Source organism: Burkholderia sp. FW306-1C-G01B, from assembly GCF_058781685.1.
Window position 1 is genome coordinate 204482 of the sequence record NZ_JBYSWZ010000012.1, and the last position, 19010, is coordinate 223491.

At 69.2% G+C, this 19010-nt stretch carries 15 protein-coding genes; 9 read left to right on the forward strand and 6 right to left on the reverse strand.

All coding sequences use genetic code 11. The annotated features are described in order from the left end of the window. Positions 1–285 precede the first annotated feature (285 nt). Positions 286–729, forward strand: coding sequence for a PaaI family thioesterase (locus AC3WLY_RS24075; RefSeq protein ID WP_047902232.1), 444 nt, complete (start codon positions 286–288; stop codon positions 727–729). A gap of 67 nt (positions 730–796) precedes the next feature. Here AC3WLY_RS24075 and AC3WLY_RS24080 read toward each other — a convergent pair whose 3' ends face one another. Beyond that, complete coding sequence (locus tag AC3WLY_RS24080; RefSeq protein WP_492309474.1) at positions 797–1849, reverse strand: CaiB/BaiF CoA transferase family protein; 1053 nt, start codon at positions 1847–1849, stop codon at positions 797–799. Positions 1850–2050: 201 nt separating this feature from the next. Then, complete coding sequence (locus tag AC3WLY_RS24085) at positions 2051–2815, reverse strand: IclR family transcriptional regulator (protein ID WP_175959989.1); 765 nt, start codon at positions 2813–2815, stop codon at positions 2051–2053. A gap of 135 nt (positions 2816–2950) precedes the next feature. Between AC3WLY_RS24085 and AC3WLY_RS24090 the strand changes: the two genes are divergently transcribed. The 7 genes from AC3WLY_RS24090 (at position 2951) to AC3WLY_RS24120 (ending at position 10695) form a co-directional block, all read left to right on the forward strand. After that, positions 2951–3733 (forward strand): crotonase/enoyl-CoA hydratase family protein, encoded by a 783-nt coding sequence (locus AC3WLY_RS24090; RefSeq protein WP_492309473.1) that lies wholly within the window; start codon positions 2951–2953, stop codon positions 3731–3733. Positions 3734–3815: 82 nt separating this feature from the next. Next, positions 3816–5036, forward strand: coding sequence for a CaiB/BaiF CoA transferase family protein (locus AC3WLY_RS24095; RefSeq protein ID WP_175959987.1), 1221 nt, complete (start codon positions 3816–3818; stop codon positions 5034–5036). After that, positions 5033–5833, forward strand: coding sequence for an enoyl-CoA hydratase/isomerase family protein (locus AC3WLY_RS24100; protein ID WP_310136696.1), 801 nt, complete (start codon positions 5033–5035; stop codon positions 5831–5833). The genes AC3WLY_RS24095 and AC3WLY_RS24100 overlap by 4 nt, the downstream gene beginning before the upstream one ends. Positions 5834–5923: 90 nt before the next feature. After that, a complete protein-coding gene (locus AC3WLY_RS24105; protein WP_492309472.1) occupies positions 5924–6976 on the forward strand; it encodes a porin in 1053 nt (350 codons plus the stop codon). A gap of 10 nt (positions 6977–6986) precedes the next feature. Next, positions 6987–8309 carry an MFS transporter gene (locus AC3WLY_RS24110; protein ID WP_492309471.1) on the forward strand — a complete coding sequence of 441 codons (1323 nt, stop codon included), beginning with the start codon at positions 6987–6989 and terminating at the stop codon, positions 8307–8309. A 37-nt stretch (positions 8310–8346) separates the two neighbouring features. Continuing rightward, positions 8347–9501, forward strand: a complete 1155-nt coding sequence (locus AC3WLY_RS24115; protein ID WP_492309470.1) for an acyl-CoA dehydrogenase family protein — start codon at positions 8347–8349, stop codon at positions 9499–9501. 255 nt (positions 9502–9756) lie between these two features. Further along, a complete protein-coding gene (locus AC3WLY_RS24120; RefSeq protein ID WP_175959982.1) occupies positions 9757–10695 on the forward strand; it encodes an alpha/beta hydrolase in 939 nt (312 codons plus the stop codon). Between the two features lie 57 nt (positions 10696–10752). Here the strand turns inward: AC3WLY_RS24120 and prpF are convergent, their stop codons facing one another. The 4 genes from prpF to prpB all read right to left on the reverse strand — a co-directional run bounded on the left by prpF (position 10753) and on the right by prpB (position 16818). Then, complete coding sequence (gene prpF / locus AC3WLY_RS24125; RefSeq protein WP_310136701.1) at positions 10753–11946, reverse strand: 2-methylaconitate cis-trans isomerase PrpF; 1194 nt, start codon at positions 11944–11946, stop codon at positions 10753–10755. Between the two features lie 24 nt (positions 11947–11970). Further along, positions 11971–14565, reverse strand: coding sequence for a Fe/S-dependent 2-methylisocitrate dehydratase AcnD (gene acnD / locus AC3WLY_RS24130; protein ID WP_492309469.1), 2595 nt, complete (start codon positions 14563–14565; stop codon positions 11971–11973). Positions 14566–14644: 79 nt separating this feature from the next. Then, on the reverse strand, positions 14645–15817 hold the full coding sequence (prpC, locus tag AC3WLY_RS24135) for a bifunctional 2-methylcitrate synthase/citrate synthase (RefSeq protein ID WP_175959979.1): 1173 nt from the start codon (positions 15815–15817) through the stop codon (positions 14645–14647). Positions 15818–15924: 107 nt separating this feature from the next. Continuing rightward, a complete protein-coding gene (prpB, locus tag AC3WLY_RS24140) occupies positions 15925–16818 on the reverse strand; it encodes a methylisocitrate lyase (protein WP_175959978.1) in 894 nt (297 codons plus the stop codon). Between the two features lie 170 nt (positions 16819–16988). On the opposite strand from prpB, the gene prpR reads away from it, so the two are divergent. After that, on the forward strand, positions 16989–18977 hold the full coding sequence (gene prpR, locus AC3WLY_RS24145) for a propionate catabolism operon regulatory protein PrpR (RefSeq protein ID WP_492309468.1): 1989 nt from the start codon (positions 16989–16991) through the stop codon (positions 18975–18977). Positions 18978–19010: the final 33 nt, after the last annotated feature.

The following is a 19010-nucleotide window of genomic DNA, read 5'->3' on the forward strand; positions in this document are numbered from 1 at the left end:
GACGATGAGGCAATGCCCCGGCATTAGCGGCATTTCTTCGTCGGACTTTAGGAGCGGTCGCCTAGGTGGGGCCGGCGAGATGCGGCCAGCAAGGTGGGCCCGTGACGTGCGTCGCTCGCGCATTCCCGCCGAATCGCCCGCAAACAAGGACAACTCCCGCGTTCGACGCAATAATCGCATCGCATCGCGCCGAAAATTGCAGGAATCGCGGACGAATTTCCTTGCTTATCCGCAGTCCCCTTCCTAGAGTTCAGCGCAAGCGGGCACTCATTTCGAGGAAAGTCGATGACCGACATCACGGACCACGCGCGCGGCGCATTGCGTGCGCAACCGTTCAGCATGCTGCTGGGCACGGAGCTGATGCATATCGGCGACAACGAGGTGTCGCTGTGCCTGCACGTGCGTGACGAGCTGCGGCAGCAGCACGGTTTCGTGCACGGCGGCGTCATCAGCTATCTCGCCGACAACGCGCTGACGTTCGCCGGCGCGCTCGTGCTCGGCCCGCGCGTGATCACGGCCGAATACAAGATCAACTACCTGCGGCCGGCCGTGAACGGCACGCTCGTCGCGCGCGCGAAGCTGGTCTACGCAGGTCGGCACCAGGCGACCTGCCAGTGTCACGTGTTCGTCATCGACGGCGATCACGAGCGGCTCGTCGCGATCGCGCAAGGCACGATCAACCGCGTCGGCGACGGCAAGGTGCCGGATATGCCGGAGGAAACGGCCTGAAGAAACCGCCTGAAAACGGCCCGAGCGGCCGCCATCCGATGCCGCGCAACGGCACGCCTCCGCGCCGCTAGCCCGCATCGTCCCCCGTCAGCGGCAGGAAACGCGGCGCCACGCGCACCCGCACGTTGCCGTTCTCGTCGGTCCGATAGATCCCGCGCGCCGCGTTGTGCGGATGCGCGGCCGCGTCGGCCACGCTCAATACCGGCGCGAAACACGCATCGGTGCCCTCCAGCAGCGCGCGCCAGTGCGCGGACGGCTGCTGCGCGAACACCTCGGCGAACCGCACCTTCAGCGCGGGCCAGCGCGCGCGGTCGTACTGCGACGCCGGATCGACGTCGGTCAGCCCGAGCCGCTCGACCAGCAGCGCATAGAACGGCGGCTCGAGCGCGCCGATCGTCACGCATTCGCCGTCCGCGCAGCGATACACGTCGTAGAACGGCGCGTCGTGGAAGAGGCTCGGCTGCGCGCCGTCGAGTTGCCCGTTCGCACGCGCCCACAACGCAAGCGAACCGAGCATCGACACGATGTCGACGATCGCGCCGTCGACCACGCGCCCCGGCCCGCCGCCGCGCACGTCGAACAGCGCGCAGACGATCCCGAACGCGAGCCCGAGCGCGCCGCCCGCATCGCCGACGACGGTCGGCGGCAAACCCGGCCGGCCGTCGTTCGGTGCCGATAGCGACAGCAGCCCGGTCAGCGCGACATAGTTCAGGTCGTGCCCGGCCGCGGCCGCGAGCGGGCCGTGCTGGCCCCAGCCCGTCATCCGCCCGTACACGAGCTTCGGGTTGCGGCGTGCGCAATCTTCGGGCCCGAGGCAGAGCCGCTCCATCACGCCGGGCCGCAGTCCCTCGATCAGCGCGTCGGCCTGCGCGATCAGATCGAGCGCCGCATCGCGGCCGGCAGGCGCCTTCAGGTCGAGCTCGACGATCGCCTTGCCTTCGCGCAGCAGATCGCCGTCGCGGCCCCGCAGCGCGTCCGGCGCGCTCGTGCGGCCGGACGGCCGCGCGATCAGCGTGATCCGCGCGCCCATCCCGGCGAGCATCCAGCCCGCGAGCGGGCCGGGGCCGAGGCCTTCGAATTCGACGATGTGGATGCCGGCAAGCGGCGCGTTCAATGGCATTGCGACCTCGCTGAAATGCAACCGTGACAGGGGCAAGGAAACGCATCGATTCTATGCGAATGCGTGCGACGGGCGCGGCACGAACGATGACCGGGCCGATACCCGGGATCGACGTCCCGGCCGCATCGCCATCGCTCGCCGTCAGGCACCGGCACTTGCCCGATGCCGACAACGCCCGGCGCACGGGCCAGCCTGCCGCGGCTAGCCGGCCGCCTCGCCCGCGCGCTCGGCCAGCGCCTCCCGCATCGCCAGCACGATCGCGTCGCGGTGCGCGTCGATCCGCTCGACGGGCCCGGCCACGCCCATCGCCAGCGGCAGACCGTTCCAGCCGTCCGCGATCACCATCGAGATCATCGCGGCGCCCTGCGTCACCGTATGCGCCGAATACGAGTAGCCGTGCCGGCGCGTCTGTTCGACCTTGTCGAGCACGACGTCCTCGTCGATCGTCCTGCCCGACTTCCCGAGCCGGCGGATGCTGCGCGCCACGAGCCGGCGGATCGTGCTGTCCGGCTGGATGCTCAGCAGCGCCCAGCCGAGGCTCGACATGCAGATCTCGCGGCGCGTGCCGATCGGCGCATAGAACTGGATCGGAATCCTATGGGAGCCCGCGATCGCGTCGATGTACTGCACATACAGATCGCTCTGCACCGCGATCACGACCGCCTCGTGCGTGCGGGCGGCCAGCCGCTTCGCGACGGCGTGCCAGTGCCGCCGGCTGCCTGCCGCCGAATCGACGAGCGCTTCGCCGAGATTGACGAGCCGCGCGGTGGGCGCATAGGCGTGCGTCGCGTCGTCGTACGCGAGATAGCCGAGCGCTTTCATGCTGGTCAGCAGCGCCGCCGCGCTCGACCCCGGATAGCCGCAGCGCGTGGCGATCTCCCGCACGCTCAGCGGCCGCTGCAATGTGCTGAAGAGTTCCAGCACCTCGAACACGCGCGCCGCGCTCTTGACCACGTTTCCGCTCATCCCGCCCTCTCCGCACGCAACCGGGACGGGCCTTCCACATATGTGGAACGGAATTTCCCGCCGCCAACCGTCGTGACGATACTAGGCTTCGGCCCGCGGCGTGAAGTCCCGCGGCACAGAACATACGGAGACATCATGGCAGCCTTTCTGATCCGTGAACGGCAGGGCCCGATCCTGACCGTCACGATGAACCGCCCCGAAACCCGCAACGCCATTTCGGACACCGATGCGATCGATGCGCTGACCGAATGCTGCGACGACGCGAACCGCGACGAATCGATCCGCGTGCTGATCCTGACCGGCGCCGGCACGGCGTTTTCGTCGGGCGGCAACGTGAAGGCGATGCGTGCGTTCATCGAATCGGACCCGCACGACCTCGCCGCGATCCGGACGAGCTATCGCCGCGGCATACAGCGCGTGGCGCAGGCGTTCCAGCAGCTCGAAGTGCCGGCCATCGCGGCGGTCAACGGCCCGGCCATCGGCGCCGGCACCGATCTCGCGTGCATGTGCGACATCCGCATCGCCGCCGGCAGCGCACGCTTCGCCGAGAGCTTCATCGCGCTCGGCCTCGTGCCGGGCGACGGCGGCGCGTGGTTCCTGCCGCAGATCGTCGGCGCCGCCGTTGCCGCGGAAATGTCGTTCACGGGCGACGCGCTGGACGCACAGGCGGCGCTGCGCTGCGGGCTCGTGTCGCGCGTCGTTCCCGACGGCGACCTCCTCGCGCACGCGCACGAACTGGCCGGCCGCATCGCCCGCCACTCGGGCACCGCGTTGCGCCTGACCAAGCGGCTGCTGCGCGAAGGCCGGCACACGAGCCTCGACACGCTGCTCGACCTGTCGGCCTCGTACCAGGCGTTCGCGCACGCCACACCCGAACATCGCGCGGCGGTGAACGCGCTGTTCGCCGCGCGCGGCTGAACCGGCGCCGCATCGCATGCCGCGCGGCCGGCACATACCGGCACGCCGGACCATCGAATTCCACATCGAAGGAAACATCGTCATGACCAGCAACAACGAAGGCGCACTCGCGGGCGTGCGCGTGGTGGACCTGAGCCGCGTTTATGCGGGGCCGTTCTGCGCGCAGACGCTCGCGGACCACGGCGCGGACGTCGTCAAGATCGAACCGCCGCAAGGCGACGAAACGCGCGACTGGGGGCCCGCGATGCCGGGCGGCATCTCCAGCTACTACTGGGGACTCAACCGCAACAAGCGCAATCTCGCGCTCGACCTGTCGCATCCCGACGGACGCGACGTGCTGTTCCGCCTGCTCGAGACGGCCGACGTGCTGATCGACAACTTCAAGCAGGGCACGCTCGAACGCTGGGGCATCGGGTACGAAGACTGCCTGCGCGAACGCTTCCCGCGCCTCGTCCATTGCTCGATCTCCGGGTACGGCACCGACGGCCCGCTCGCGCGGTTTCCGGGCTACGACGCCGTCGCGCAGGGGCTGGCCGGCTTCATGTCGATCAACGGCGAACCGGGCGGCATGCCGCTCAAGGTGCCGTTTCCGGTCGTCGATTTCGCGGCCGGCCTGAGCGCCGTGTCGAGCATCCTGCTCGCGCTGGTCGAACGGACGCGCTCCGGTCTCGGGCAGCATGTCGACATCGACCTGTTCAGCACCGCACTGTCGATGCTGCACCCGGTCAGCACGAGCTGGATGGCGACCGGCGACGTTCCCGTCGCGACCGGCAATGTGTATGGCGCGATCGCGCCGTACGGCGTCTATCCGTGCAAGGACAAGCCGGTGGCGACGGGCGCCGGCAACAACCGCACGTTCGCGCGGCTCGTCGAAGCGCTCGGCGTGCCCGAGCTTGCGCGCGATCCCCGGTTCGCGACCAACGCGCAGCGCGTCGCGCATCGCGACGCGCTCGACACGCTGCTCGGGCAACTCACCGCCGAACTTCGCGCCGACGACGTCGTCGAGCGGCTGCTGCACGCCGGCGTCGCAACGGGGCCGGTGAACACCGTCGCCGATGCATTCGGCCATCCGCAGGCGGCGCGCAACGCGATGTTCGTCAATACCGATACGTACACCGGCGCGGGCATCCCGGCCAAACTCTCCCGCACGCCCGGATCGATACGCCGGCCGCCCCGGCCGTTCGCCGCCGACACCGACGCGGTGCTCGACGCGTTCGGCATCGATGCAGCCCGGCGCGACGCGCTGCGGCAGGCAGGCGTCATCCACGACGAACGCGCAGGCTCTGCCGGGAGCGCGTCATGAGCGCGCCGCGCACGTTCTCTTCCCCGACCGGCGACGACGCCCCGTCGATCCTGCGCAACGACGACGACGGCATTGCGTGGCTGACGATCCATCGTCCGCACGTTGCCAATGCACTGTCCGCCGAAGCGATCCGGCGCCTGTGCGACGAACTGGTCACGCTCGACGACAACCCCGCGATTCGCGCGATCGTGATCCGAGGTGCCGGCGAACGGGCCTTCAGCGCGGGCATCGATCTCGGCGATCCCGAGATGCGCGGGATGCGGCCGATGCGCGGGCTCGCACGCAACGTGCACGAGCTGATCCTGGAGCTGCGCAAGCCGACCATCGCGGCCATCAACGGCTTCGCCGTCGGCGGCGGCTTTGAAATCGCGCTCGCGTGCGACCTGCGGATCGCCGCCGAGCACGCGTACTTCGCGCTGCCCGAAGCGCGGGTCGGCATGGGCGCGAACTTCGCGAGCGTGCTGCTGCCGCGCATGCTGCCGCGCGCCGTCGCGATGGAGCTGCTGTTCACGGGCCGCCGCTTCGACGCTGACGAAGCGCAGCGCGTCGGGGTGCTGAACCGCGTCGTACCCGGCGCCGCGCTCGACGACACCGTGCGCGAACTGGCGGAGGCGATCGCCGCGAACGCGCCGCTCACGATCCGCCGCATCAAGGAAACCGCGACACGCAGCCAGGGCTTGCCGGTTGCCGCGGCGCTGCGGCTGGACGTCGGCCCCGACGTCTATGCGAGCGAGGACCGGATCGAAGGCGCCCGCGCGTTTCTCGAGAAGCGCAAGCCGGTGTTCAAGGGGCGCTGATCCCGACGCAGCACGGTGGGCGACACGACGCGCGCAACCGCTCCCAGAACGCGGGCGCGTCAAAAAAAAACATGGAACGGAGACATCTTCATGCAACGGAAAGCATTCCTGGTCGGCGCCTGCGTGCTGTGCGCGTCGCCAGCGCACGCGTCGTCGGTCACGCTGTACGGGATCGTCGACAGCTACGTCGAATTCGATCGCATCGGCAGCCTGTCGAGCGTGCGGCAGAGCGGCGGCGGATCGTCGACAAGCCGCATCGGGTTGACGGGCGTCGAGGATCTCGGCGGCGGCACGTCGACGAAGTTCGTGCTGGAAAGCGGCTTCTCGCCGGCCGACGGATCGTTCCAGGGCGGCACGCTGTTCTACCGGCAGGCATACGTATCGCTGCAGAACACGCGCTACGGCGACCTCCGGCTCGGCCGGCAATACACGCCGTCGTTCTACGTCGTATACGAAGGCGATCCGTTCGGACTCAACGAGCGAATTTCGCCGCTCGCGCTGCTCGCGACGTCGACGGATACGATCACGAGCAACACGACGCCGCCGATTCCGCGCTTCAACCAGGCGGCGTCGTATCTCAGCCCCGACTGGAACGGCCTGCGCGTGATGGCCACGTACGGCTTTCCGACACCGAACGCGCTGTCCATGCAGGCCGGGCGCAACTATGGCGCCGGGCTTCAGTACCGGATCGGCGGGCTCTATCTCGGCGCGGGCTTCCAGGGCGACGTGTCGGCCGGCAACCTGTCGCCCGTCGTCTACCCGTCGACGACCCGCCACTACGTGTTCGCGGCCAACTATGCGTTCGCGCGCGTCAAGCTGTACGCCGCGTTTCTCCATGGCGCCAGCACGGCGCCGAACCTGCCCGCGTTCTCGACCGCGAGCGTCGGCGCATCGATCAATGTCGGCGCGCTCGATCGCGTGCTCGTGTCGGTCGTGCGCCGCGACGTGAAGGGCTCGGCGAACGACGCGACCGCGCTCGGCGTCGGGTACGACCATCCGCTGTCGAAGCGGACTTCGCTCTACGCACGCTATCTCTACATGAAGAACGGCGGCGACGCGCGCAACACGGTCGTCGCCGGCCGGCAGCCGCAACCGGGCGGCACCGAGCAGGTGCTCGCGCTCGGCATCGTTCACCGCTTCTGACGGAGTGCCCATGACCCCGACCCTTTCCACCCACCCGGCCGCCGTCGACGATGGCGCGACGCAGGCGCTCTACCGCCGGATCTCGCGCCGGCTGCTGCCGTTCCTGATCCTCTGCTACACGCTGTCGTTCATCGACCGGATCAACATCGGCTTCGCGCACGCGCAGATGGCTGCCGAGCTGCACTTCTCCGATGCCGTCTACGGGCTCGGCGCCGGCATCTTCTTCATCGGCTACATGGCGTTCGAGATTCCGAGCAACGCGTTACTCGTGCGGATCGGCGCGCGCAGGACGATCGCACGAATCATGGTGCTGTGGGGGCTCGGTTCGGCCGCGACGATGTTCGTCACGACGCCCGCGCAGTTCTACGCGTGCCGGTTCCTGCTGGGCGTGTTCGAGGCCGGCTTCTTCCCCGGCATCCTGTTCTATCTCGGCGCGTGGTATCCGCCGAAGCAGCGCGCGAAGGCGTTCGCGCTCTTCATGACGGCGCTGTACCTCGCGGGGCTGATCGCCGGACCCGTGTCGGGCGCGATCCTCACGCTCTTCGACGGTGCAGCCGGCCTGAGCGGCTGGCAATGGCTGTTTCTCGTGGAGGGGCTGCCGAGCAGCGCGATCGGCATCGTTGCGCTGCGGTTTCTCGACGACCGGCCGGACGACGCACGCTGGCTGTCGGATGCCGACAAGGCCGCACTGCGCGCCGCACACGTGCATGCCGAAGCCGGCATGCCGGATGCGGACGCGGCGCGGCCGCTGGTCGCGCACCGCGATTTCTGGCTGCTGTGCGCGGCCAATTTTGCGATCGCGGCCGCTGGCTACGCGCTCGTGTTCTGGATGCCCGTGATCCTGCATCGCGGCGGCCTGCACGGCGCGATGCAGATCGGGCTGCTGTCCGCGCTGCCCTATCTGTGCGGCATCGTCGGCATGCTCGGGATGGGCTGGCGCACCGAGCGCCGGCGCGAATGGCGCGGGCACGGCGCGGTCGCGATGCTCGCCTGCGCGGCGGCACTCGCCGGGCTGGCGAGCGTCGACGGCACGCCGCACCTGATGATCGCGCTCTGCATCGCGGTCGCCGCGCACGCCGCGGCGCTGCCCGCGTTCTGGGTGCTGCCGGGGCTCGCGCTGCCCAAACGCTCGATGGCGGTCGCGATCGCGGCGATCACGATGTCCGGCGCGATCGGCGGGTTCGCGAGCCCGTTCCTGATGGGCGTGCTCAACACGGTCACCGGATCGATGCGCGGCGGACTCTATTTCAACGCGGCACTGCTCGCGGCCGGCTGCGTGGCGCTGCTCGGCACGCTGCGCGCGCGGGCTGCACCGCTTCCAGCCGCGCGCTGACCGCGCCGGTTTCCTTCACTCACTCATCGATCAGCACATGAACTTCGAACTCGAACTCGAACACCGGATGATCAAGGACCTCGTCGCGCGCTTCGTGAACGACGAACTGATTCCGCTCGAAGCCGCCGTGATGGCGCGCGAGGCCGATGGTCAGCGCTTCGCGCTGCTCGCCGACGAGCACGCGCGGCTCGACGAACGCTCGCGACAGCTCGGCCTGTGGGGGCTCGACGCACCGCTCGACGCCGGCGGCTCCGACCTGTCGGCCGTCGCGATGGTCGGCGTGAACGAAGCGATCGGCACGACCGTGACGCCGTACGTGCTGCCGCCCGATTCGCCGAACCTGAGGATGCTGTGCGACTCGGCCGACGACGCGCAGCGCGCCCGCTATCTCGACCCTTATGCGCGCGGCGTCACGCGCTCCGCGATGGCCATCTCCGAACCGGGCGCCGGCTCGGACCCGGGCGCGCTGTCGACGACGGCCGAGCGCGATGGCGACGGCTGGGTGCTGAACGGGCGCAAGATCTGGATCAGCCACGCGAGCGAAGCCGACTGGACGATCGTGATGGCGCTGACGGACCGCAGCAAGGGCAAGCGCGGCGGCATCTCGGCCTTCATCGTCAAGCGCGATACGCCGGGCTTCATCATCGAACGCCGGATTCCGATGATCGGCGGGCTGTCCACCTACGAGATCGTGCTGGAAAACTGCCGCCTGCCCGCCACGCAACTGCTCGGCCGGGAAGGCGAAGGCTTCGTGCCGATGCAGGGGCGGCTGTCGAACCGGCGGCTGGAGATGGCGGCCTGGTGCATCGGTCGCGCCGAGCGCGCGGTCGCGCTGCTGTGCGAATACGCGAAGCAGCGCACGACCTTCGGGGTGCCGCTCGCGGAGCGCCAGGCAGTCCAGTGGTGGGTGGCCGATGCGCTGACCCGCATCCACGCGTGCCGCCTGATGACCTACGAAGCAGCCGCGCGGGTGGATGCCGGGCAGGATGCGCGCACGCAGATCTCGATGGTCAAGGTATTCGCGACCGAAATGGCGTGGACCGTCATCGATCACGCGATGCAGACGCTCGGCGCGATGGGCATGACGAAGGAACTGCCGTTGCAGCAGATGGCGAGCGAAGCGCGGCTGATGCGAATCTTCGAGGGCCCGAGCGAGGTGCACCGCTGGGTCGTCGCACGCAGCGTGCTGTAGGCGTCCGCGCTGCGCGGGCCGCGCACCGCGCATCACGACGACGATGTCGCACCGGTCGGCGCCGCCGCGGGAACTTGCGCGTCGACGGCAATGTCAGCCCACTGTCGTGCCGCACATGACACGCGCCCGGCGGCACCGCCCGCCTGCTGCGGCATGCCGGAAGGACATGATCGCGGCGGCCGGCCGGCCTCCGAGCCCCGCTGCGGCGACACTGGCTCGTCCGTTATCGCCGCCCCCCAATCACGGAGCAACCGCTTGGATACCCTGCATCTCGTCGATCCCGAAATCCGCCCGCTGCTCGACGTGTGGCCGACCGTCACGCTCAGCGCCGACAACCTCGCGCAGGCGCGCGAGCGCGTGCTGCCGCTGCCGCCGCCGGACCCGGCCGGCAGCACGCTCGAGCGCCGCGCCGTCCCCGGCCCCGCCGGCGCGCCGGACGTCCCGCTCCACATCTACACGCCCGACGACACCGCGCGCCCACTCCCGGCGATCGTCCACATGCACGGCGGCGGCTACGTGCGCGGCGCGGCGAAGGACCTGGAGGCCATTCATCGCCAGGCAGTCAAACAGCTCGGCTGCGTGCTGATCTCGATCGACTACCGCCTCGCGCCGGAAACGGTGTTCCCCGGTGCGATCGAGGATTGCTACGCGGGCCTCGCGTGGACCTTCCTCCATGCCGACACGCTCGGCATCGACCCGGCGCGCATCGGCGTGACGGGCGAAAGCGCGGGCGGCGGGCTGGCCGCCGCGCTGGCGCTGCTGGCGCGCGATCGCGGCGAATACCGGCTCGCGTTCCAGCACCTGATCTACCCGATGCTCGACGACCGCACCTGCACGCGTACGCCGCATCCGCATGCCGGCGAGTTCGTCTGGCACGCGGCCAACAACCGGTTCGGCTGGACGTCGCTGCTCGGCCACGCGCCAGGCCTCGACGGCGTGTCGCCGTATGCCGCCGCCGCGCGCGCGGACAAGCTCGACGGCCTGCCGCCGACGTTCCTGTCGATCGGCTCGCTCGACCTGTTCCTCGAAGAAAACCTCGACTATGCGCGGCGGCTGCTCCGCGCCGGCGTGCCGACCGAACTGCACGTGCTCCCCGGCGGCGTGCACGGTTTCGACATCGTGCCCGACGCGCGACTCTCCGAAGCGGCACGCCGCCTCAGCCGCGACGCGCTGCGCCGGTTCCTGCACGGCTAGCCGAAACGACGCGGGCGGCCGAAGCCGCCCGCGCATCCCGGTCGAACGACGGAAACGTCAGAACGCGTCGCCCGGCACCCGCACCCAGCCCTCCATCAGCACGCGCGCACTGCGGCTCATGATCGCCTTCGTGACGGTCCACTCGCCATTCTCCTGCTGCTGCGCTTCCGCGCCGACGCGCAGCGTGCCCGACGGATGTCCGAAGCGCACCGCGTTGCGTTCGCCGCCGCCCGCCGCCAGATTGACGAGCGTGCCGGGGATCGCCGCGGCCGTGCCGATCGCGACCGCCGCCGTGCCCATCATCGCGTGGTGCAGCTTGCCCATCGACATCGCGCGCACCAGCAGGTCGACGTCGCCCGCGTTCACGCGCTTGCCGCTCGATGCGACGTAATCGGCCGGCTTCGCGACGAACGCGATCTTCGGCGTGTGCTGCCGCGTCGCGATTTCGTCGAGCGTATCGATCAGCCCCATGCGCAGCGCGCCGTGCGCGCGGATCGTCTCGAACTTCTCGAGCGCCTTCGCGTCGCCGTTGATCGCGTCCTGCAACTCGGTGCCCGTATAGCCGATCGCGTCGGCCTCGACGAAGATCGTCGGGATTCCCGCGTTGATCATCGTCGCCTTCAGCGTGCCGACGCCCGGCACCGCGAGATCGTCGACGAGGTTGCCGGTCGGGAACATCGACCCGCCCACACCCTCTTCCTCGGCGGCCGGGTCCATGAATTCGAGCTGCACTTCGGCGGCCGGGAACGTGACGCCGTCCAGCTCGAAGTCGCCCGTCTCCTGCACCGCGCCGTTCGTGACCGGCACGTGCGCGACGATCGTCTTGCCGATGTTCGCCTGCCAGATCCGCACGGTCGCGATGCCGTCGCGCGGCACGCGCGCGGGATCGACGAGCCCGCCGCCGATCGCGAACGGGCCGACCGCCGCCGACAGGTTGCCGCAGTTGCCGGTCCAGTCGACGAACGCCTTGTCGATCGCGACCTGCCCGAACAGGTAGTCGACGTCGTGGCCGGGCCGCGTGCTCTTCGACACGATCACCGTCTTGCTGGTGGACGACGTCGCGCCGCCCATCCCGTCGATCTGCTTGCCGTACGGATCGGGGCTGCCGATCACGCGCAGCAGCAGCGCGTCGCGCGCGGCGCCCGGCGCCTGCGCCGCGTCGGGCAGGTCCTGCAGCCGGAAGAACACGCCCTTGCTGGTGCCGCCGCGGATATAGGTCGCGGGAATCCTGATTTGAGGAATGTGAGCCATGTCTGTGTTCTCGATGTAACCCCGTCACGCCGCCTGCGACGATTCGAGGAAGTCCTGCGCGAAGCGCTGCAGCACGCCGCCGGCCTCGTAGATCGACACTTCCTCGGCCGTATCGAGCCGGCACGTCATCGGCACCTCGACGCGCTCGCCGTTCCTGCGGTGAATCACGAGCGTCAGGTCGGCGCGCGGCTTGCGCTCGCCGATCACGTCGAAGGTCTCGGTGCCGTCGATGCCGAGCGTCGTCCGGTTCGTGCCGGGCTTGAACTCGAGCGGCAGCACGCCCATCCCGATCAGGTTGGTGCGGTGGATCCGCTCGAAGCCTTCGGCGGCGATCGCCTCGACGCCCGCGAGCCGCACGCCCTTCGCGGCCCAGTCGCGCGACGAGCCCTGGCCGTAGTCGGCGCCGGCGACGACGATCAGCGGCTGCTTGCGATTCATGTACGTCTCGATCGCTTCCCACATCCGCATGACCTTGCCTTCCGGCTCGACGCGCGCGAGCGAGCCCTTCCTCACCGCGCCGTCGACCACCGCCATCTCGTTGATCAGCGTCGGGTTCGCGAAGGTCGCGCGCTGCGCGGTCAGGTGGTCTCCCCGGTGCGTCGCGTACGAGTTGAAGTCTTCTTCCGGCAGGCCCATCTTCGCGAGGTATTCGCCGGCCGCGCTGTTCGCGAGGATCGCGTTCGACGGCGACAGGTGGTCGGTCGTGATGTTGTCGCCGAGCACCGCGAGCGGGCGCATGCCCTGCAGCGTGCGTTCGCCGGCAAGCGCCCCTTCCCAGTACGGCGGACGGCGAATGTACGTGCTCTGCGGCCGCCAGTCGTACAGCGGCGCCGCGCGCTCGCCCGCATCGGCGCTGCGCGCGAACATCGGCTCGTAGACCTTGCGGAACTGCTCGGGCTTCACGCTCGACGCGACGATCGCGTCGATCTCCTCGTCGCTCGGCCAGATGTCCTTCAGCGTGACGGGCTTGCCGTCCTGGTCGTGGCCGAGCGCGTCCTTCTCGATGTCGAAGCGGATCGTGCCGGCGATCGCGTACGCGACGACGAGCGGCGGCGACGCGAGGAACGCCTGCTTCGCATACGGGTGGATGCGGCCGTCGAAGTTGCGGTTGCCGGACAGCACGGCCGTCGCGTACAGGTCGCGATCGACGATCTCCTGCTGGATCTTCGGGTCGAGCGCGCCCGACATCCCGTTGCAGGTCGTGCACGCGAACGCGACGATGCCGAAGCCGAGCTTCTCGAGTTCCGGCAGCAGCTTCGCCTCTTCCAGATACAGCTCGACCGCCTTCGAACCCGGCGCGAGCGAGCTCTTCACCCACGGCTTGCGCGTCAGGCCCTTCGCGTTCGCATTGCGCGCGAGCAAGGCCGCCGCGATCACGTTGCGCGGGTTGCTGGTGTTCGTGCAGCTCGTGATCGCGGCGATGATCACCGCGCCGTCCGGCATCTCGCCCGCCTTCTCTTCCCACTGGCCGGCGATCCCGCGCGCGGCGAGATCGGACGTCGGCAGCCGCTTGTGCGGGTTCGACGGGCCGGCCATGTTGCGCACGACGCTCGACAGGTCGAACGTCAGCGTGCGCTCGTACTGCGCATTGTCCAGCGTATCGGCCCACAGGCCCGCCGCCTTCGCATAGGTCTCGACCAGTTTCACCTGCTCGTCGCTGCGGCCGGTGAGGCGCAGGTAGTCGGTCGTCTGGCCGTCGATGAAGAACATCGCGGCCGTCGCACCGTATTCGGGCGCCATGTTCGAGATCGTCGCGCGATCGCCGAGCGTGAGGCTCGCGGCTCCCGCACCGCGGAATTCCAGGTACGCGCCGACCACCTTTTCCTTGCGCAGGAACTCGGTCAGCGCGAGCACGACGTCGGTCGCGGTGATGCCGGGCTGGCGCTTGCCGGTCAGTTCGACGCCGACGATGTCCGGCAGGCGCATCCACGACGCGCGGCCGAGCATCACGTTCTCGGCTTCCAGGCCGCCTACGCCGATCGCGATCACGCCGAGCGCGTCGACGTGCGGCGTGTGGCTGTCGGTGCCGACGCAGGTGTCCGGATACGCGACGCCATCCTGCGCCTGGATCACCGGCGACATCTTCTCGAGGTTGATCTGGTGCATGATGCCGTTGCCCGGCGGGATCACGTCGACGTTCTCGAACGCCTTCTTCGTCCACTCGATGAAGTGGAAGCGATCCTCGTTGCGGCGATCCTCGATCGCGCGGTTCTTCGCGAACGCGTCCGGATCGAAGCCGCCGCATTCGACGGCGAGCGAGTGATCGACGATCAGTTGCACGGGCACGACCGGGTTCACCTTCGCCGGATCGCCGCCGCCGTCGGCGATCGCGTCGCGCAGGCCGGCGAGATCGACGAGCGCCGTCTGCCCGAGGATGTCGTGGCACACGACGCGCGCCGGGAACCACGGAAAATCGCGTTCGCGCTTGCGCTCGACGATCTGCTTCAGCGACTCGGCGAGGATCGCCGGATCGCAGCGGCGCACGAGGTTTTCGGCGAGCACGCGCGACGTGTACGGCAGCGTGTCGTAGGCGCCGGGCGCGATCGCGTCGACCGCGGCACGCGCGTCGAAATAATCCAGCGACGTGCCGGGCAGGGGTTTGCGGTTGGCGGTATTCATGATGTGGGGATACCTGGGTATGGCGTTCAGCGCGCGCCGGCCGCCCGCGTTGCGGGGGCCGGCGCGCGCTGCGGGAGAGTCAGCGCTTCTCGATCGGCACGAACTGCAGGTCTTCCGGGCCCGTATAGTTCGCACTCGGGCGGATGATCTTGTTGTCGATGCGCTGCTCGATGATGTGCGCGCTCCAGCCCGACGTGCGCGAGATCACGAACAGCGGCGTGAACATCTCGGTCGGCACGCCCATCATGTGATACGACACCGCGCTGAACCAGTCGAGGTTCGGGAACATCTTCTTCGCGTCCCACATCACCGATTCGAGGCGCTCGGCGATGTTGTACAGCTTCGTGTCGCCCGCTTCCTTCGACAGCTTGTACGCGACGCCCTTGATCACCTTGTTGCGCGGATCGGAGATCGTGTAGACCGGGTGGCCGAAGCCGATCACGACTTCCTTGTTCTCGACGCGGCGGCGGATGTCCGCTTCGGCGTCGTCCGGCGAGCTGTAGCGGCTCTGGATTTCATACGCGACTTCGTTCGCGCCGCCGTGCTTCGGCCCGCGCAGCGCGCCGATCGCGCCGGTGATCGCCGAGTAGATGTCCGAGCCCGTACCCGCGATCACGCGGCCCGTGAACGTCGACGCGTTGAATTCGTGCTCCGCGTACAGGATCAGCGACGTGTGCATCGCCTCGACCCACGACTTCGACGGCGTCTTGCCGTGCAGCAGGTGCAGGAAGTGGCCGCCGATCGAATCGTCGTCGGTTTCCGTCTCGATGCGCTTGCCGTTGTGCGAGAAGTGATACCAGTACAGCAGCATCGAGCCGAGCGACGCCATCAGGCGGTCGGCGATGTCGCGCGCGCCCGGCAGGTTGTGATCGTCCTTCTCCGGCAGCACGGTACCGAGCACCGACACGCCCGTGCGCATCACGTCCATCGGGTGCGCGGACGCCGGGATCTGCTCGAGCGCCGCCTTCAGCGCGCTCGGCAGGCCGCGCAGCGCGCGCAGCTTGGTCTTGTACGCGGCCAGTTCGGTCAGGTTCGGCAGCGTGCCGTGCACGAGCAGGTGCGCGATTTCCTCGAATTCGCACGACTCGGCGACGTCGAGAATGTCGTAGCCGCGGTAGTGCAGGTCGTTGCCGGTCTTGCCGACCGTGCACAGCGCCGTGTTGCCGGCCGTCACGCCCGACAGCGCCACCGACTTCTTCGGCTTGAATGCGCCTGCGGCGGCCGGTGCTGCTGCGTCTTTCGTCTCGCTCATGTTTCCGTTCTCCAATAGGTAGCGTGTCGACCGGACTTGGCGCTTTAGCGCTTAGTGCGGTCCCATGCAAAGCTTCCCGGGAATCGTGTCCCGGCGCGCGGGCCGCGTTACTTCTTGCCCTGCGCGAACAGTTCGTCGAGCTTGCGCTCGTATTCGTGATAGCCGAGGAAGTCGTACAGCTCGGCGCGCGTCTGCATCGTCGGCACGGCCGCCTTCTGCGTGCCGTCGCGGCGCAGCGTCTCGTAGAAGTTCAGCGCGGCCTTGTTCATCGCGCGATACGCGCCGCAGCAGTACAGCGCGATGTCGACGTTCGCCTCGCGCAGTTCGTCGAGCGTGAACAGCGGCGTCGAGCCGAACTCGGTCAGGTTCGCGAGGATCGGCACCTTCACGGCCGCCTTGAAACGGCGGTAGTCATCGAGCGTCTTCATCGCTTCCGGGAAGATCATGTCGGCGCCGGCTTCGACGTACGCGACCGCGCGCTCGATCGCCGCGTCGATCCCTTCGGCGGCGGCAGCATCGGTGCGCGCCATGATCACGAACTGATCGTCGGTGCGCGCATCGACCGCGGCCTTGATGCGATCGACCATTTCGTCGGCCGGCACGACTTCCTTGCCCGGACGATGGCCGCAGCGCTTCTGGCCGACCTGATCCTCGAGATGCACGGCCGCAACGCCGGCCTTGATGAACGAGCGCACCGTGCGCGCGATGTTGAATGCGCCGCCCCAGCCCGTATCGATGTCGACGAGCAGCGGCAGATCGGTCGCGTTGGTGATCCGGTTCGCGTCGATCAGCACGTCTTCCATCGTGCTGATGCCGAGGTCGGGGATCCCGAGCGAGTTCGCGGCGACGCCGCCGCCCGACAGGTACACGGCCTTGAAGCCGACGGCCTGCGCCATCTTGGCCGCGTACGCGGTGATCGCGCCGACCACCTGCAGCGGCTGCTCGGCCGCGACTGCCGCGCGGAATTTCGCGCCGGCGCTCTGAAGATGCGTGTTGCTCATGAACGGCCTCCTGAAGGAATGCCCGATAACAGCAAGGACCGGGCCAGCTCGCGAAACGTCGCTAACCCACTGATTCTTAAGCAACTGGCGCGGGCGATGCAGCGCCCGGCGATTTCAATTCGGCAATTTCATGTTTCAAAAATGAAATCCCACGCGCATAATCGATCGCCATGGACCTCTCCTCGACCAAGCCCGTCGGCCCGGCCGATCGCGCGGCGCGCCCGCGCATCTGGGCGATGGGCATCAGCCGCCTGCGCGACTTCTTTCGCGAGATCGCCGGCGAATTCGACGAACGCGCCGACGTGCGCATCGTGACGCGCGCGTATGAGGATGCGCTCAGCGCGATCGCCGAGGCCGGCGCCGCGCGACCCGACGTGATCGTCGCGGCCGGCTCGAACGGCGCCTTCCTGAAGACGCGTGCGCAGGTGCCGGTCGTGGTCGTGTCGCCGACCGGCTTCGACGTGATGCAGGCGCTCGCGCGCGCCCGGCGCGATGCGTCGCGGATCGCGCTCGTCAGCGCCGGGGAAACGCCGCCCGAAGTGCGCCGCTTCGTCGCCGCGTACGGCCTCGACGTGCAGTTTGCGTCATATCAGTCTGCGCAGGAAGCGGAAGCCTGCGTGCACGACCTGCGCGACCGCGGCATCGAGACGATCGTCGGCCCCGGCCTCGTCACCGACCTCGCGGCCAGTGCCGGCATGGGCGCGGTGTTCCTGTATTCGCATGCGTCGGTGCGCAAGGCCGTCGATACGGCGCTCGAAGTCGCGTATGCGACGCACGCCGAGGCATTCCGCCGCCAGCGGCTCGACAATCTGCTGCAACACCTGCGCGACGGCGTGGTCGCGCTCGACGCGCGCGGCCGCGTCGAGGCGATCAACGAGCGGCTCGCGTCGGCGCTCGGGGTCGAACCCGCGGCGGCCGTCGGCCGCGCGCTCGTCGACCTGCGGCCCGAGCTGCGCACGCTGCGCGGCGAGGACGGCGACGCGCTCGCGACCGTGCGCGGCGTGCGCTACGTCGTGCATCGCGGGCCGCTCGTCGATCGCGGCGTCACGTCGGGCAGCGTGCTGACGTTCCAGGAATCGCGCGCGGTCGAACGGCTCGATCGCGCGCTGCGTTCGCAGCCGACCACCCAGCAGTTCGCGGCGCGCTATGCGCTCGACGACGTAATCGGCGCATCGGCGCCGATGGCGCGCGTGCGCGACCTCGTGCGCCGCTACGCGAAATCCGACGCGACCGTGCTCGTGCTCGGCGAAAGCGGCACCGGCAAGGAAATGATCGCGCAAAGCCTGCACGCGCTGTCCGCGCGGCGCAGCTACCCGTTCGTCGCGGTCAATTGCGGCGCGTTTCCGGAAGCGCTGCTCGAGAGCGAGCTGTTCGGCTATGAGGAAGGCGCGTTCACCGGCGCGCGGCGCGGCGGCAAGACCGGCCTGTTCGAGGCCGCGCACCGCGGCACGCTGTTCCTCGACGAGATCGGCGAAATGCCGTCGTCGCTGCAGAGCCGGCTGCTGCGCGTGCTGCAGGAGCGCGAGGTGATCCGCCTCGGCTCGACCGAGCCGATCCGCATCGACGTGCGTGTGATCGCCGCGACGCATCGTCCGCTGCTCGCGGCCGTCGAGGCCGGCACGTTCCGCGCGGATCTCTATTACCGGCTCAACATCCTGAACGTCGGCCTGCCGCCGCTGCGCGAGCGCGCGGCCGACATTCCCGCGCTCGCGGCGACGCTGCTCGTGCAGGCCGCGCGGCGCGAGCCGCGCCTCGCCGAACGCCTGCGCGACGCAGGCGACGCCGCGCGCGTGCTCGGCGCGACGCAGGCAACGCTTGCGCGCTACCGGTGGCCCGGCAACGTGCGCGAACTGCAGAACGTGATCGAGCGGATCGCGGTGGAACTCGCCGAGGAAGCCGATGAAAACGATCCGGCCGCCGCGTGCGCCGCGCTCGATCCCGACGCGCTGCAGGCGATCGCGCCCGAGCTGTTCGCGGCGCCGTCCAACGCGACCGGCGCCGACGCCGATGACGCGCAAACGCTGCACGCGCGCCGCCGCCGCGCGGAAGCCGACGAGATCCGCGCGGTGCTCGACGCGTGCGGCGGCGACCGCGACCGCGCATGCGCGATGCTCGGCATCAGCAAGACGACGCTGTGGCGGAAGTTGTCGGCGAAGTAGGAAGGTTCGGGTTCGACGCGCTCGTAGGCGCAT